Consider the following 15510-nt stretch of genomic DNA (forward strand, 5'->3'; position numbering starts at 1 on the left):
GCATTGGCACCTGCTCCCTTCGGGAGCCAAGCCTCAATAAAACTCGGCTGCCCCGTCTGCTTCACCGCCATCGTCATTCCTCCAAGGCTTTGCCTTAGAGAATCACAATTGACGGATTACGCAACAAGCCCCCTGTGGGAGAAGGTGGCGCGAAGCGCCGGATGAGGGGTCTCTCTCCGCGAATTCAAAAGCGAAAAGAGTCACACGCGGAGACAGACCCCTCACCCGTCTCGCCGCTAGGCGGCGAGACACCCTCTCCCGCAAGGGAAAGAGGGGAAGAGCCTTACTTCGGCAATAGCGCTTTCAGCTTGTCCATATCGCGCACATTCATCTTGAAGCCGCCGGGCATCACGATGTCGCCGGGCTTCTGGTCCGGCTTGCAGGCCCCCAGCCATTTCGCTTCGAGCTGCAGGGTCGTGTCGCGGCCTGCTGCGCCGGCGGCGCCGCCTTGCGCGTGCGACGACGTCTTCACTGTATAGGCCGAATTGAAATCGCCGGTGATCTCGGCATGCGAGGTCGTGCTGATGCCGGCGACATTGCATTCGGAATCGCTGACATAGCCGGTCGCGGTCTTCTTGATGTCCTGCTTGGCGCAAATCTGCTTGGCCATCGGGGAGACGTTGTTGTTCATCTCCTTGTCGACGGTCTCGTCGGTGCAGTGCTGCATGGTCATCTCGGGCACCGGCGTGCCGGTCCTGACCATCTTCAATTCCCACAGGCCCGCCTTGCGCACCGGCAGGTCGTCAGCGCGGGCGCTGCCTGCCGACACGACGAGGCAAAGGGCGGAGCCGAGCAAAGCGAGTTTGCGCGTCATGTGGGAAGCTCCCGGCTGAGAGGTAGCGGCGCTGCGAAAGCGCCTCAGTAGAGCGTGCGGATCGGCTGGTCGGCCGCGCCATAAGGCACCCAGCGGCAGGAGAACGAGATGTAGCCGCCCTCATAGGCCTGCATCGCCAGGAATTTGGCGACCTTGCCGTAGCGCGCGCAGTGATCGACCGCGACCTGCCGCGCATCGACCTGGGTTGCCATCGAATAGGCGATGATACCGCCGGTGTCGTTGCCCTTGAACGGAGGCACCGGAAGGAGATCGGCGCGCGCCGACTGGCTCGCCATCATACCCAAGGCAAGTAGGCCCGCGGCCGCAATGATTCGCATTCCCGTCACTCCGATTGGTTGGTGGCAGTTTACGGTGCCGGCGCGGCGGTGGAAAGAACCGAAGACCCCTCTGGTGCAGCATTGCGGTCAACTCGTCGGCAAGTGTTGCCGCGCTGCACTTGACCTCCCCCGGCCTTCGCGGCACCGTCCGACCCTCGCAGATCATGCTGTCTGGATTGCCCATGCGCGCCTCGACCTTCCTGAAATCGCTCCGCTTTGCCGCCGTGCTCGGCCTCCTGTTCGGGGCGCTGTCGCTCGGTGAGGCCAGGGCCGCCAATCCGCTGGAGCTGAATTTCTGGCTGAGCGGGCCGCGCTATGACGGCAACGTCTCCGAATGCGACAGGGCGCTGCCGACGATCGCCAGCCAGTTCTGGGAGAAAGAAAGCTCGTTCTGGAATTCCTCGTTGAAGATCACCGGCTTCTCCGCCGTTCACGAGACCGCGTTCCGGCCCTGGGCGTCCGACAACATCCCGCGCCGCTATTGCACCGGCGAGGCTATGCTCACGGATGGCAAGCTGCGCAAGGTGCATTTCTCGATTGTCGAGGATGGCGGCTTCGCCGGCTACGGCCAGGGCGTCGAATGGTGTGTGGTCGGGCTCGACCGCAACTGGGCCTACAACCCGGCCTGCCGCGCCGCCAAACAATAATTGCAAAAGTTCTGATCCGGAGCGATCAGGCGGCCGAACGACGGTCGTCCGAATTTTGTTCTTGAAATGTTCTTACCGCCTGCTAGGCTCTTCTGCACAGTCTAGTTGAGGGGCGTCGCCATGTTTCATTCCAGATTGCATTTTTTCTCCCGCCTTATGATCTCGCTGACGCTTGCAGCCGGGCTGGCTGCGCTGGCCGGCGGTGCCAAGGCCCAGGACAAGCGGCAGAACACGCCCGGCGAATTCGATTTTTATGTGCTGTCGCTGTCGTGGTCGCCCTCCTTCTGCGAGGAGGCGGCGGAGCGCGGCGGCCGCTCGCAGACCCAGTGCAGCGGACGGCCCTACGCTTTCGTGGTGCATGGTCTGTGGCCGCAATATGAGAACGGTTTTCCGGAATATTGCCAGCGGCCGTCGCCGCGGCTGAACCGCAGCATCGTCTCCTCCATGCTCGATCTGATGCCGGCGCCGGGTCTGATCTTCAACGAATGGGACAAGCACGGCACCTGCTCGGGGCTCGCCGACCGCAGCTATTTCGAAACGATCCGGAAGGCGCGCGCCGCGATCAAGATTCCGGCTGAATATCTCGATCTGTCGCAGGCCAAGACCGTGGCGCCGGCGGAGGTGGAAGAGGCCTTCATCAAGGCCAATCCGGGCCTCAGCAATGCCGCCGTCTCGATCACCTGCAACCGGACGCGGCTATCGGAAGTCCGCATCTGCCTCAGCAAGGACCTGCAATTCCGCGCCTGCGAGGAGATCGACCGCCGCGCCTGCCGCCGCGACCAGGTGGCGATGCCGCCGATCCGGGGTGGGTAGCCCAGGCATCGTGCCTCTTTGCTCAAGCCGCCACGTGGCGTAGTGCTCTTGCATGAATTACCGCCACGCCTTCCATGCCGGCAACTTCGCCGATGTCATCAAGCACATCGTGCTGGCGCGCATCATCACCTATCTCCAGGACAAGCCGGGCGCGTTCCGCGTCATCGACACCCATGCCGGCGCCGGCCTCTACGATCTCGAAAGCGACGAGGCGCGCCGCGGCGGCGAGTGGCTGACGGGCATTGCGCGGCTGATGCAGGCGCGGCTGTCGAACGACGCCATGGCACTGACCAAGCCCTATCTCGACATCGTCCGCGCCTTCAATCCGAAAGGCGAGCTCAAGGCCTATCCGGGCTCGCCGCTGATCGCGCGCGCCCTGATGCGGCCGCAGGATCGCCTCGTCGCCTGCGAACTCGAGCCGAAGGCGCGGAAAGCGCTGATCGGCGTGCTGCGCCATGACGAGCAGGCCCGCGTGGTCGACCTCGACGGCTGGATGGCGTTGCCGGCTTTCGTGCCGCCAAAGGAACGGCGCGGGATCGTCCTGATCGACCCGCCGTTCGAGGCAAAGGACGAGTTCGAAAAGCTCGGCGAGGCCTTCTCGACGGCTTTCGCGAAATGGCCGACCGGTATCTATGTAATCTGGTATCCCGCCAAGAGCCGGCGCGCCACCGACGCGCTGGTGCAATCAGTGGCGCGGCTCGCAGCCGCAGCAAAACCGCCGGGAAAATGCCTGCGCCTCGAATTCAGCGTGGCGCCGCAGGCCGACGGTGCAACTCTCACCTCCACCGGGCTCTTGATCGTCAATCCCCCTTACACGCTGCAGGGCGAGCTCAAGACGATCCTGCCCGAGCTGGAAATGCCGCTCGGCCAGGGTGGCGCTGCCAGATTCCGATTAGAGGTGCCGAGACCGTAACACTCCGGCATCTTGGGAAAAATATGCAGGAGCGGTGGTCAATCTGCGGAGAACCGTATTATGCTGTTTCCGTGACTGGCTTTACGTTCCGCTTCCGCGAATGGTTGCGGCGGAGTGAAGGCCTAAGAAAGATCCAGTCGGACCAAATGGTCTGCCCAAGGATGGCCAGCTCCCGGGCTTCGTAAGGCCCGGTCATGTCGTGACGTGCGTCTGCGTCACGACGGAGGAGCAATGAGGGGGAGTTTCCCGATGGCCATGACGGGAACGGTCAAGTTTTTCAACGGTGAGCGCGGCTACGGATTCATCAAGCCGGACGACGGGGGCCGCGACGTCTTCGTACATATTACTGCTGTGGAGCGGGCCGGACTGAAGGACCTTGCCGAAGGACAGCGTATTACTTTCGAAGTCGAACCGGACAAGAAGGGCAAGGGGCCGAAGGCGGTCGATTTGGTCATCCTTCCCTAGCGAGCCTGGCGTAAAAAAAATCCCGGCCGCAAGCGGCCGGGAGGTTGGTCCGGTATTTTCTTCTTAGCTATCAGAAGTGATAGTTCACGCCTGCGCGCACAACGCTGGCGCTATAGCCGTTTGACACGCCCGTAATCGCGAACTGACTCGTCGACAGATCGATATAGAGATATTCGAGCTTGGCGCTCCAGTTCGGCGCGAACCCAACTTCCGCGCCGGCACCGATGGTCCAGCCGGCGCTGGTGTGCGACTCGGTCCAGCCGAACGTCTGCGCGCGCAGCTCGCCGAAGGCGAGGCCCGCCGTGCCGTAGAACAGCACGTTGCTGAAGGCGTAGCCGGCGCGGCCGCGCAGGGTACCGAACCACGGATTGGAGAACTTCCACGGCGCGAAGGTGTCGTCGGCACCGGCGGCCTGGATGTCGCCCTCGACACCGAACACCCAAGGGCCGGTCTGGAAATTGTAGCCGGCCTGAACGCCGCCGACGAAGCCTGACGGTTTTGCGGGATTGTTGTTCACCGAACCCCATTCGTAGCCGAGATTGGCACCGAGATACGGACCGGCCCAGCTATAAGCATTGAGCGGCTGATTGACCGTGTAGGGCGCACGCTGCCCGTAATTGAGATCGGCGGCCTCTGCCGAAGCCGTCCAGCCGACTGCAGCCAACGCGGCTGCGCCCACAACGAGCCCCTTCATCACACACTCCAACGCAACTGCCGCCACCGGTGCGATGCCTGCGCCGCCGCGCGAGGGCAAAACCGCATGGTTACGGAACCACCACTTTTTCGCGTAAGATTTATCGAGAGTTTTAAGTTAAAGGCCTGTTAAGTCGGGTTACCGGGCTGTTAACAGGCTTAAGCAAGCGTTACCGGGAACTGCGCCGCCATCCTGTGCGTGCCGCACGGCCCGAACTTCAAATCGGCACCCGCAGCGCCTAAATTCGCACCATGGTTCACGATTCCACCGACAATCCGGACGACGCACGCACGCGCAAACCCGTGCGCGGCAACGCACCCGATGTCCCGGCCCAGGAAACCGAAGCGGCGCCGCCCGACCTCGATCCCGCCACAGCGAACGGGGAAGACGAGGACGACGCACGGCTGCCGGACATCCTGGAAGAGAGCGGCACCGTCGGCGAAGAGCCGCTGGCGACCGGCCACGAGGCGATCGAACGCGCGGTCCGCCTCGCTCCCACCTCGCCCGGCGTCTACCGCATGCTCAATGCGAATGCCGACGTGCTCTATGTCGGCAAGGCCAAGAACGTCAAAAAGCGCCTGTCGAACTATGCGCGCCAGAGTGCGCCGCAGCCGGCCCGCATCCTGCGCATGATCGCCGCTACAGTTACCGTGGAAATCATCTCGACCCACACCGAGACTGAAGCACTGCTGCTGGAGGCCAACCTCATCAAGCAGCTTCGGCCGCGCTTCAACGTGCAGCTGCGCGACGACAAGTCGTTTCCCTACATCCTGATCACGGGCGACCATTGGGCGCCTCAGATCCTGAAGCATCGCGGCGCGCAGACGCGGCCCGGTCGCTATTTCGGCCCGTTCGCCTCTGCCGGCGCCGTCAACCGCACCATCACCGCGCTTCAGCGCGCGTTCCTGATCCGCTCCTGCACGGATTCCTTCTTTGAGAGCCGCTCGCGGCCCTGCCTGCTCTACCAGATCCGCCGTTGCGCCGGCCCCTGCACCCGCGAGATCGACTTCCCCGGCTACACGACCCTGGTGCGCGAGGCGAGCGACTTCCTGTCCGGCAAGAGCCATGCGGTGAAACAGGAGCTCGCCGCCGAGATGGAGAAGGCCTCCGGCGAGCTCGAATTCGAGAGCGCCGCGCTCTACCGCGACCGCCTCGCTGCGCTGTCCGCAATCCAGTCGCAGCAGGGCATCAATCCGCGCACGGTGGAAGAAGCCGACGTGTTCGCCATCCACCAGGAGGGCGGCTTCTCCTGCGTCGAGGTGTTCTTCTTCCGCACCGGGCAGAACTGGGGTAACCGCGCCTATTTCCCGCGCGCGGAGAAGACGTATACGCCGGAAGAGGTGCTCGGCTCCTTCCTCGCCCAGTTCTACGACGACAAGCCGCCGCCGAGGAATATCCTGCTCTCGCACGAGATCGAGGAGAGCGAGCTGCTCGGCAACGCGCTGTCGATCAAGGCCGGCCGCAAGGTCGAGGTGTCCACGCCGAAGCGCGGCGAGAAGAAGGAGCTCGTCACCCACGCGCTCACCAACGCGCGCGAGGCCCTGGGCCGCAAGCTCGCGGACACCGCGACGCAGAGCCGCCTGCTGGACGCCATGGCCACGACCCTGAGCCTGACACATGCGCCGAAGCGGATCGAGGTCTACGACAACAGCCATATCCAGGGTACCAACGCAGTCGGCGCCATGATCGTCGCCGGCCCAGACGGTTTTGTGAAAAACCAGTACCGCAAGTTCAACATCAAGTCGGAAGGGATCACGCCGGGCGACGACTTCGCCATGATGCGCGAAGTGCTGGAGCGCCGTTTCAAGCGCCTGATCAATCCACCCGAAGAGGGCGCGGCCAAAACCAAGGACGACGACTTCCCGCAATGGCCCGATCTCGTGATCATCGACGGCGGCCGCGGCCAGCTCAACGCCGTCCGGGAAATCTTTGCAAATCTCGGCCTGACCCAGGTGGCGCTGATGTCGGTGGCCAAGGGGCCGGACCGGGATGCCGGCCGCGAGACCCTGTTCATGCCGGAGCGCGAGGCGATCAAGCTGGAGCCGCGCGACCCCGTGCTCTATTTCATCCAGCGGCTGCGGGACGAGGCGCACCGCTTCGTCATCGGTTCGCACCGCAAGCTGCGCAAGAAGGATATCCGCGAGGCCGGCTTGCAGGAGATTCCGGGCATCGGTCCGTCACGCAAACGTGCCTTGCTGCACCATTTCGGAACCCTGAAGGAGATCGAACGGGCTTCGATCACCGATCTCGGCAAGGTTCCGGGGGTGAGCGCCGAGAGCGCTCGCAGGATTTTCGAGTATTTCCATCCCCAGCCGGGGTGAAATAAAGGGGGGCCGCGGTCATATGGTCGTCGCATCCCGCACCCCATTTGGGGAGCGGAACGGTTGACCTTCAGGCTGCAGCGGTATTGGTAGGACGGATGAACATCGCCACGACACGAGGGACCACCAGCCGCGCGATGTCCCTCCCGAACATCCTGACCTACGGCCGGATCGCCGCGATCCCGGTCGTGGTCGGGTGCATCTACGCACAGTCGATCATGGACGGCCCGCTGTGGCTGCGCTGGGTTGCGGTCGCCATTTTCATCGCGGCTGCGGTCACCGATTACCTCGACGGCTATTACGCGCGAATCTGGAATCAGCAATCGGCGTTCGGCCGCATGCTCGATCCGATCGCCGACAAGCTTCTGGTCGCCTCGTGCCTGCTGATGCTGGCCGCCGACGGCATCATTCACGGCTGGTCGCTGTGGGCCGCCATCGTGATCCTGTGCCGCGAGATCCTGGTCTCGGGCCTGCGGGAATATCTTGCCGCGCTGCGCGTCAGCGTGCCCGTGACCAAGCTTGCGAAGTGGAAGACGACGGTTCAGCTGATCGCCATCGGCTTCCTGCTGGCTGGTCCGGCCGGCGATGAGGTGGTGCCCATGGTCTCGATGATCGGGCTGGCGCTGCTCTGGGCCTCGGCGATCCTCACCATGTACACCGGCTACGATTATTTCGGCGCCGGCATCCATCACCTCATCAAGGAGGATGAGGGATGAAGGTGAAGTACTTCGCCTGGGTGCGCGAGCGCGTCGGCAAGGCCGAGGAGACCATCGAGCCGCCCGCAACCGTGCGCACCGTGGAAGAGCTGATCGCCTGGCTGTCCGGCCAAAGCGAAGCCTACGCCTACGCCTTTGAGAAGCCGAAGGTGATCCGCGCCGCGATCGACCATGCCCACGTCAAGTCGGACGCCGCGATCGCGGGCGCTCGCGAGATCGCGTTCTTCCCGCCGATGACCGGCGGCTAGGCCATGCCCGTCACCACCTGCCCGGTCACCATCCGTATCCAGCAAGACGATTTCGACATCGCGCGCGAGATCGCGGTGTTGACCGGGAACCGCACCGATATCGGTGCGGTCGTGAGCTTTTCCGGCATCTGCCGCGGCGACGAGGACAGCGCGAAGATCGCCGCGCTCTCGCTCGAGCATTATCCCGGCATGGCCGAGGAAGAGATCAGGCGCCATGCCGACGAGGCCACCTCGCGCTGGCCTCTCAACGGCGTCACGGTGATCCATCGCGTCGGCCGTTTCATGCCCGGCCAGAACATCGTGCTGGTGCTGACCGCCTCGCAGCACCGCCAGGCCGCGTTCCAGGCAGCCGAGTTCCTGATGGATTATCTCAAGACCAACGCGCCGTTCTGGAAGAAGGAAGAGAGCGCCACCGGCACCGGCTGGGTCGAGGCCCAGGCTCGCGACGACGAAGCGACCGCACGCTGGACCCGATCCTGATGGCAACAACGACCAAAAAGAGCGTGCGCGGCCGCGCCGCGCCAAAGCTCGCGAAAGTGGGCCGCGGCGAGCTTCTCACGCCGATCGATTTTGTCCGCTATGCGGTGAGCCGCTTCAATGAGGCCAAGCTTGCCTTTGCCCATGGCACGCCCGATCCGGTCGCGGAAGCGGCCTTCCTGGTCTGTGAAGCCCTGCATCTGCATCCCGAGCAGTTCGAGATTTTTGCCAACGCGCGCGTCACGGCCGCCGAGGGCAGGATCATCATCGATCTCATTCATCAGCGCGTCACCACGCGCAAACCGGCCGCCTATCTCGTCAACAAGATCTACATGCGCGGCCTGCCGTTCTATGTCGACGAGCGCGTCATCGTTCCCCGCTCCTTCATCGGCGAGCTCTTGGAGTCGCATTTCGGCGGCGACGGCGAAGCCGGCTCGCTGATCGACGATCCCAGCGCCGTCGAGCGCGTGCTCGATCTCTGCACGGGATCGGGATGCCTCGCGATCCTCGCCGCGCATCATTTTCCGAACGCCACGATCGACGCCGTCGATATCTCCAAGGGCGCGATCGACGTCGCCAGACGGAATGTCGGCGAATACGGGCTCGATGACCGGATCAGCCTGCATCGCGGCGACCTGTTCGCCCCGCTCGGTGACACCAAATACGACCTGATCATCACCAACCCGCCTTATGTCGATGCCGAAGGCATGGCGGCGCTGCCGCCGGAGTGCCGGGCCGAGCCGAAGCTCGCCTTTGACGGCGGCGCCGACGGTCTCGACGTGGTGCGCCGGATCCTGCGCGACGCGCCCGACCACCTGACGCCGGATGGCGGGCTGATCTGCGAGATCGGACGCGGCCGCGAACTGGTCGACGAGGCCTTTCCTGAATTACCGCTGCTCTGGCTCGACACCGAGGACTCAGAGGGCGAAGTGTTCTGGATCGCGGCCGCCGATCTCGGCTGATCCATCACGGCGGGCAGACCTCGTCGGAACAAGTCAAATACCGCCACGTTCATCCCCCGACGAATTTTCTCGCACTCGGAGGATAACCGCATGCTTGCGCCATCGGGCGAATTGCTGCGCGCCGGCGTCGCGCTCAAGCTCAACCATCTCAAGCGCGCTGCCCAGTCCTATGCCCGTGACCGGAGCAACCAGGCCACGGGCCGCATGACGTCGTATGCGGCTGCGGCCGGACTGCTCGCGGTTGCGGGCTTGTTTGTCGTCGCAGCCTTCTTCGTCGGCCTAATTGCCCTGTACCGCTGGATTGCAATCCATTACGGGCAATTCTGGGGGTTCGGCGCCGTCGGCGGCGTGCTCCTGGTCCTGGCCGCCGCCTGCGCCGGCGTGGCCATGGCCCAGATGAAGCGCAAGACCAAGCCGATCGTGCCGCTTGCCAGCCGCCTGCGCGTGGCTATCGCCACCCCGCGCATCCCGCGCGGAACGGTGAAGGAGGCGGTGAAGGAGGTCGCGACCACAATTCCCCTGGCGCCGCTCGCGCCGGGCGAACGCGGACATGAAGGAGGACATGGCGGCAGCACGTGGCCGGCTCGGTCCAACCGGCCCGTGCAACTCGGGCTGATGCTCGCGGCCGTTGGGCTGGTCGGGCTCACGGCAGCGCGCCGGCGGCGTCACGGCCACCGAGCGGATACCTAAAAATGCGTATGCGGCGCGCCGAGCAATTCGACCGCTGGCTGTTAGTGGCAGCCACGACCGTGTTCGTGCTCACCGCGGAACGGTATTTCCAGGATTCTGGCCTGGTCAGGGCGGGACCTCCGCAAGACCACCGCAACGGCGAGGCGAATTCGCCGGAAACGAGCCCGACGGGCGCAGCCTCGCAGCCCGGCCGCGGCCGCCGCGCGAAAAGCCCGTTCGCAATCCCGTGGGCAGGCTGGAAGGACATCCTCTGGCGCACCTATCAGCGCATCGACGAGGATCGCCTGCTCGCGACCGCCGGTGGCGTCGTCTTTTTCGGGCTGCTCGCGATTTTTCCCGCCATCACAGCTCTGGTTTCATTCTATGGCCTGTTCGCCGATCCCTCGACAATCAGTTCCAACCTGCAATCGCTCGCGATGATGCTGCCCGAGGGTGCGTTCCAGATCGTCGAGGACCAGGTGGCGCGCGTCGTGTCGCACGGCGGTGCGACGCTTGGTGTCACCTTCCTGTTTGGCCTCGTGCTCGCGATCTGGAGCGCCAATGCCGGCGTCAAAGCCATCTTCGATGCCCTCAACGTCGCCTATGAGGAGCGTGAAAAGCGCAGCTTCATCCGGCTAAACACGGTCTCGCTGGCCTTCACGGTCGGTGGCATCGTTGCCCTGCTGCTGATGGTGGGCGCCGTCGTCGCCTTCCCGCTCGCGCTCAACCACCTCGGCATGGCGCCCGAAAGCAAGCTGATCGTGGCGCTGGCGCGATGGCCGGTGCTGTTCGTCATTCTCCTTGCGGCGCTCGCCGTCCTCTACCGCTTCGCGCCCAGCCGCGATGCCCCGCGCTGGCAATGGCTGAGCCTCGGCGCGGTGGCGGCCGCGATCCTCTGGATCGCCGGCTCGGCGCTGCTGTCCTGGTACCTTTCGGAGTTCGCCAATTACAATGCGACCTACGGTTCGCTCGGCGCTGCGATCGGCTTGATGATGTGGATGTGGATGTCGGCGATCGTCATCATGTTTGGGGCCGAGCTGAATTCAGAGATCGAACGGCAGACCCTGCGCGACACGACCACCGGGGCACCCAAGCCGCTTGGCACCCGCGAGGCCGTCTCGGCCGACACGGTCGGCGCTGCGGCGCCATCCTGAGTCCGCGATTGGGTCGCTATCCCCTCGAATCAACAATGATGTTAAGCTCATGCCGCTTGGGGGAGCATGCGGCGTGACGGGTTCGAGACGCCACCCGTGTTTTCCCGGTCAGGCAGTCAGCTCTTGAGGCGTAACGCGCGGCATGATTCGTATTTCGACGATCTTCATCGCCATCTGCATGGTTCTGGTCGCGGCCTCGCTCGGGCTCGTGCTCTACGCGGTCGCCGGCATCAGCGGAACCGAATCCGCGATCGTGGCGCTAACGGCGCTGACCTTCCTGATCCTCTACAATGCAGTGTCGATGCGGTTGCGCGACCGCAGCGACGTCGGCGGCCAGATCGCCGACCTTTCGCGCGGCACCGCCGATCTCGCCCGCCAGGTCGCCGAGTTCGGCCGCCGGCTTGCCACGATCGAAGCACGCATCGCCTCCTCCAATTCGGCCAACTCAGACCGCATTCAGGCGGTGGTCGGCGAGATCAACGAGCTCGGCGGATTGGTCAGGCAGCTCGCCACCACCGTCTCGGCTCATGAGGATCTGATGGCCGGCAACGCGCCGCTCCCGGCCCCAGCTCCGGTCGCAAGGCAGGAGCAGGACGCGTCGCTCGACCTGATGGCCCCGTTCGAAGAGGAGCGGTCGGCTGCCCCTCCCCCGGCACCCGCGCCGACGCCACGGCCGGCGGCACCGGCGATCCAGACCCAGAGCGCCAATCCGGTTCAGACCGCCAACGGCCGCAACCAGACCCAATTGCTGGCGACGCTCCGCAACGCGATCGACGAGAACCGCATCGACATCTTCCTCCAGCCGATGGTGACGCTGCCGCAGCGCAAGGTCCGCTTCTACGAGGCCGTGACGCGCCTGCGCGACGAGCGTGACCAGCTGGTCGCGGCCGAGGAGTTCATCAGCATTGCGGAGGCCTCCGGCCTGATCGGGCGCATCGACAACATGGTGATGCTGCGGTGCGTGCAGGTGCTGCGACGCCTGATGGTACGCAACAAGGAGGTCGGCGTGTTCTGCAACGTCGCGGCTTCCACGCTCGGCAATTCCACGACCTTCGCGCAATACCTCGATTTCCTCGAGGCCAACCGGGCGCTGGCGCCCTCGCTGGTGCTGGAATTCAAGCAATCGACCTTCCGCAATCTCGGCCTGGCCGAGACCGAGAATCTCGCCGCGCTCGCCCAGCGTGGCTTCCGTTTCTCGATCGACCATGTCACCGATTTGCGGATCGAACCGCGCGAGCTCGCCGATCGCGGCGTGCGCTTCATCAAGGTGCCGGCCTCGCTCCTGCTCGACCCCAGGCAGGCTTCGACCTCGGACATCCACCCGTCCGACCTCTCCGACCTGCTCGGCCGCTTCGGCATCGATCTGATCGCCGAGCGGATCGAGGGCGAGCGCGCCGTGATCGACCTGCTCGATTATGACGTGCGGTTCGGCCAGGGGTTCCTGTTCGCGCCGCCCCGGCCATTGCGGCCGGAGGGGTCATCTGCTACCGCCGCGCCGAACCAGGCACAGGACACTCAGGGATCCAATGGCTCCGGCATACCCAGCTCGGGCGCGACATCGGCTGCGTCTGCGCCACAGCGCGTCACCGGCAACGCCGCGCTCGCGCGCCGCATCTGATCGGCCGCACGCATCATGACCACGCTGCATTTCGCTGAAAGCCTGCGTGAACTCGTGGCGGGCGTGGACGTCGTGCTCAGCGACATCTGGGGCGTGGTCCATAACGGCCTCGAATCCTTCCCCGAAGCCTGCGACGCGCTGCACACCTATCGCAGCCGCGGCGGTACGGTCATCCTGATCACCAACGCGCCGCGCCCGGCCGACTCCGTGCAGCGTCAATTGCGCAAGCTCGGCGTCGCCGACGAGACCTACGACGCGATCGTGTCGTCAGGCGACCTGACGCGGCTCTATGTCGCCGACCATCCCGGCCGCAAGATGTTCTGGCTCGGCCCCGAGCGCGACAACTCGATCTATCGCGGCCTCGATGCGGTGACCGCGCCGCTGGAGGAGGCAGACTACATCGTCTGCACCGGTCTCTATGACGACGAGACCGAGACGGCGGAAGACTATCGCGGCATGATGCTGAAGGCGCGCGAGCGCAAGCTGACGCTGGTTTGTGCCAACCCCGACATCGTGGTGGAACGCGGCGACCGCCTGATCTATTGCGCCGGCGCGATCGCGGAGCTCTATCGCGAGCTCGGCGGCGAGGTGATCTTCTACGGCAAGCCGCACCGGCCGATCTACGAGCGCGCGATGGCGCTCGCCGGCGAACGCCAGGGCCACCAGATCGACCGCAAAAAGGTGCTCGCGATCGGCGATTCCGTCCGGACCGACCTCACCGGCGCGCGCGAGTTCGGCATCGATTGCCTATTCGTGACCCGCGGCATCCATGCCGAGGAGTTCGAGGGTCTCGACCAGCTCGACCCGGCTTCGGTGCTGGAATTGTTCGGCCATCCGCCAAAGGCGCTGATGCGCGAACTGAAGTGGTAGCGAGTTGATCGTCATTCCGGCTTGATATCGGGCATCGATTCCAGAACGACGAACCAGACGCAGAAAGCCCAGGACAACCGCCCGGGCCTTCCGAATTCAACCGATGGCTTCGAGCGCGCCTTACGCGCTCGCCATGTCCGGGAAGACCGCCTCGATCTTGGTCTTCAGCGTCGCCGCGTTGAACGGCTTGACGATGTAGTTGTTCACGCCGGCCTTCTTGGCCGCGATCACGTTCTCGGTCTTTGATTCGGCCGTGATCATGATGAAGGGCGTGGTGGCGAGGTTCGGATCCGCGCGCACTTCGCGCAGCAGGTCGTAACCCGTCATCGGCTCCATGTTCCAGTCGGAAATCACGAGACCGTACTTCTTGCCACGCATCTTGTTCAGCGCTGCCGAACCGTCGCTTGCATCATCGATATTCTCGAAGCCAAGCTGCTTCAGGAGGTTCCTGATGATACGGATCATGGTGCTGTAGTCGTCAACCACCAGAACCGACATCGACAAATCAACCGCCATCTCGACTCCCCCAACGCAAACCCAGGAAATATTACGATCGGACCTGCCGGGCCGGAGCCCCGCGGTTCCACGCTCCAAGGACTAGCACCAAGGCGTTAAACAGCGCGTTAACTGGGAACGCCCCCGGTGGACTGAAATCACCTTCGATGCGGCCGCCCCCCTCCCGCTTGACTTCATCCGGCCCGTCGCGCCACGGTCCCGGCCGGCCCCGCCGGTTCGAGAATTCCCCTGATGGCTCCGCATTTTACCGTTATCCGCGACACCACGCCGGACTCCGCCATTGCAAGGGGGGCCGTGGTCGCCATGGGCAATTTCGACGGCGTTCATCTCGGCCATCGCGCCGTGATCGCCGCAGCCCTGGAAATGGCCAGGATCCATGGCCGCCCTGCGCTGGCATTGACCTTCGAGCCGCATCCGCGGCGGTTTTTCAGCCCCAACACCCCGCAATTCCGCCTGACGGACGAGCGTGCCAAGCTGCGGCTTCTGGCCGGCACCGGACTTGACGGCGCCGTGGTCATGACCTTCGACAAGTCCCGCGCCGGGACCAGCGCGCAAGACTTCATTCACCATGACCTGATCGGGCGCCTGGGCATCGGCGGAATCGCCGTCGGCTACGACTTCCACTTCGGCAAGGGTCGCGTCGGCTCGCCGAGCCTCCTCGTCAGCGAGGCGCCCCGGCTCGGCATCGAGGTCGACGTGCAGCCGCATGTCGACATCGACGAGCGGCCGGTCTCGTCCAGCGCGATCCGGATCGCGCTCGCAGAAGGCCAGATCGACGAGGCCACGGCCATGCTCGGCGCGCCCTGGTTCATCACCGGCGAGGTCATCCACGGCGAGAAGCGCGGCCGCGACCTCGGTTATCCCACCGCCAATATCCGCCTCGATGCCAATTGCGGCCTCAAGCACGGCATCTATGCGGTGCGGGTCGGCCGCGGCGCGGAGCGGCTGGACGGGGTGGCAAGCTTCGGCCGCCGCCCGACCTTCGATAACGGCGCGCCGCTGCTGGAAATCTTCCTGTTCGACTTCAAGGGCGATCTTTACGGACAGACGCTCGACTGCGCCTTTATCGGCTTCATCCGCGAGGAGCTGAAATTCGACGGCCTGGATGCCCTGATCCGCCAGATGGACGACGATTCCGCCCGCGCCCGCGCCATGCTCGCCGCCGCCCCGGACGCGTTTCCGCGGCTTGGCATCATCGATTGAGGCCGGAAACCGGCCCCCCGAACCTTTTGCGCTTCCCTTAGCCCCCTGCTATGGAGAGCCCATGTTTGCGCG

18 protein-coding genes are annotated in these 15510 nt (G+C 64.6%); 14 read left to right on the plus strand and 4 right to left on the minus strand.

The features are described from left to right. Nucleotides 1–283: 283 nt before the first annotated feature. The gene (locus tag AC0L30_RS15340) at nucleotides 284–814 is read right to left on the minus strand and encodes a DUF3617 domain-containing protein (protein WP_007596851.1); all 531 of its coding nucleotides are present in this window, start codon (nucleotides 812–814) and stop codon (nucleotides 284–286) included. A gap of 44 nt (nucleotides 815–858) precedes the next feature. Beyond that, the gene (locus AC0L30_RS15345) at nucleotides 859–1152 is read right to left on the minus strand and encodes a hypothetical protein (RefSeq protein ID WP_007596852.1); all 294 of its coding nucleotides are present in this window, start codon (nucleotides 1150–1152) and stop codon (nucleotides 859–861) included. A 182-nt stretch (nucleotides 1153–1334) separates the two neighbouring features. Between AC0L30_RS15345 and AC0L30_RS15350 the strand changes: the two genes are divergently transcribed. The 4 genes from AC0L30_RS15350 (at nucleotide 1335) to AC0L30_RS15365 (ending at nucleotide 3990) form a co-directional block, all read left to right on the plus strand. Then, nucleotides 1335–1799, plus strand: coding sequence for a hypothetical protein (locus AC0L30_RS15350; RefSeq protein ID WP_007596853.1), 465 nt, complete (start codon nucleotides 1335–1337; stop codon nucleotides 1797–1799). A gap of 120 nt (nucleotides 1800–1919) precedes the next feature. Further along, complete coding sequence (locus tag AC0L30_RS15355; RefSeq protein WP_007596854.1) at nucleotides 1920–2612, plus strand: ribonuclease T2 family protein; 693 nt, start codon at nucleotides 1920–1922, stop codon at nucleotides 2610–2612. A gap of 52 nt (nucleotides 2613–2664) precedes the next feature. Beyond that, nucleotides 2665–3525, plus strand: a complete 861-nt coding sequence (locus AC0L30_RS15360) for a 23S rRNA (adenine(2030)-N(6))-methyltransferase RlmJ (RefSeq protein WP_219683631.1) — start codon at nucleotides 2665–2667, stop codon at nucleotides 3523–3525. 249 nt (nucleotides 3526–3774) lie between these two features. After that, a complete protein-coding gene (locus AC0L30_RS15365; RefSeq protein ID WP_007614865.1) occupies nucleotides 3775–3990 on the plus strand; it encodes a cold-shock protein in 216 nt (71 codons plus the stop codon). A 70-nt stretch (nucleotides 3991–4060) separates the two neighbouring features. Here the strand turns inward: AC0L30_RS15365 and AC0L30_RS15370 are convergent, their stop codons facing one another. Beyond that, nucleotides 4061–4684, minus strand: coding sequence for an outer membrane protein (locus AC0L30_RS15370; protein WP_456767743.1), 624 nt, complete (start codon nucleotides 4682–4684; stop codon nucleotides 4061–4063). Nucleotides 4685–4935: 251 nt separating this feature from the next. On the opposite strand from AC0L30_RS15370, the gene uvrC reads away from it, so the two are divergent. The 9 genes from uvrC (at nucleotide 4936) to AC0L30_RS15415 (ending at nucleotide 13719) form a co-directional block, all read left to right on the plus strand. Then, nucleotides 4936–7005: an excinuclease ABC subunit UvrC gene (gene uvrC / locus AC0L30_RS15375; RefSeq protein WP_473404642.1), complete on the plus strand. Its 2070-nt coding sequence runs from the start codon at nucleotides 4936–4938 to the stop codon at nucleotides 7003–7005. Between the two features lie 98 nt (nucleotides 7006–7103). Then, nucleotides 7104–7721, plus strand: coding sequence for a CDP-diacylglycerol--glycerol-3-phosphate 3-phosphatidyltransferase (gene pgsA / locus AC0L30_RS15380; RefSeq protein ID WP_007596859.1), 618 nt, complete (start codon nucleotides 7104–7106; stop codon nucleotides 7719–7721). Further along, nucleotides 7718–7969, plus strand: a complete 252-nt coding sequence (moaD, locus tag AC0L30_RS15385) for a molybdopterin converting factor subunit 1 (RefSeq protein ID WP_007596861.1) — start codon at nucleotides 7718–7720, stop codon at nucleotides 7967–7969. Before pgsA ends, moaD begins: the two co-directional genes overlap by 4 nt. A gap of 3 nt (nucleotides 7970–7972) precedes the next feature. Next, on the plus strand, nucleotides 7973–8449 hold the full coding sequence (locus AC0L30_RS15390; protein WP_354201597.1) for a molybdenum cofactor biosynthesis protein MoaE: 477 nt from the start codon (nucleotides 7973–7975) through the stop codon (nucleotides 8447–8449). After that, nucleotides 8449–9408 (plus strand): 50S ribosomal protein L3 N(5)-glutamine methyltransferase, encoded by a 960-nt coding sequence (gene prmB, locus AC0L30_RS15395; RefSeq protein WP_473366996.1) that lies wholly within the window; start codon nucleotides 8449–8451, stop codon nucleotides 9406–9408. The genes AC0L30_RS15390 and prmB overlap by 1 nt, the downstream gene beginning before the upstream one ends. 90 nt (nucleotides 9409–9498) lie before the next feature. After that, nucleotides 9499–10098 (plus strand): hypothetical protein, encoded by a 600-nt coding sequence (locus tag AC0L30_RS15400; RefSeq protein ID WP_007596868.1) that lies wholly within the window; start codon nucleotides 9499–9501, stop codon nucleotides 10096–10098. 2 nt (nucleotides 10099–10100) lie between these two features. After that, a complete protein-coding gene (locus tag AC0L30_RS15405) occupies nucleotides 10101–11231 on the plus strand; it encodes a YihY/virulence factor BrkB family protein (protein WP_007596871.1) in 1131 nt (376 codons plus the stop codon). Nucleotides 11232–11373: 142 nt separating this feature from the next. Further along, nucleotides 11374–12849, plus strand: coding sequence for an EAL domain-containing protein (locus AC0L30_RS15410; RefSeq protein WP_473253546.1), 1476 nt, complete (start codon nucleotides 11374–11376; stop codon nucleotides 12847–12849). A 15-nt stretch (nucleotides 12850–12864) separates the two neighbouring features. Continuing rightward, entirely contained in the window at nucleotides 12865–13719 is an 855-nt protein-coding gene (locus AC0L30_RS15415) for a TIGR01459 family HAD-type hydrolase (RefSeq protein WP_007596875.1), read from the plus strand. Nucleotides 13720–13839: 120 nt separating this feature from the next. Here AC0L30_RS15415 and AC0L30_RS15420 read toward each other — a convergent pair whose 3' ends face one another. Beyond that, a complete protein-coding gene (locus tag AC0L30_RS15420; protein WP_007596883.1) occupies nucleotides 13840–14235 on the minus strand; it encodes a response regulator in 396 nt (131 codons plus the stop codon). Between the two features lie 231 nt (nucleotides 14236–14466). Here AC0L30_RS15420 and AC0L30_RS15425 point away from each other — a divergent pair, with 231 nt between their 5' ends. Continuing rightward, nucleotides 14467–15438, plus strand: a complete 972-nt coding sequence (locus tag AC0L30_RS15425; RefSeq protein WP_473404643.1) for a bifunctional riboflavin kinase/FAD synthetase — start codon at nucleotides 14467–14469, stop codon at nucleotides 15436–15438. The last annotated feature ends 72 nt before the right edge of the window (nucleotides 15439–15510 follow it).

The sequence above is a fragment of the Bradyrhizobium sp. MI1.11 genome (genome assembly GCF_055811255.1).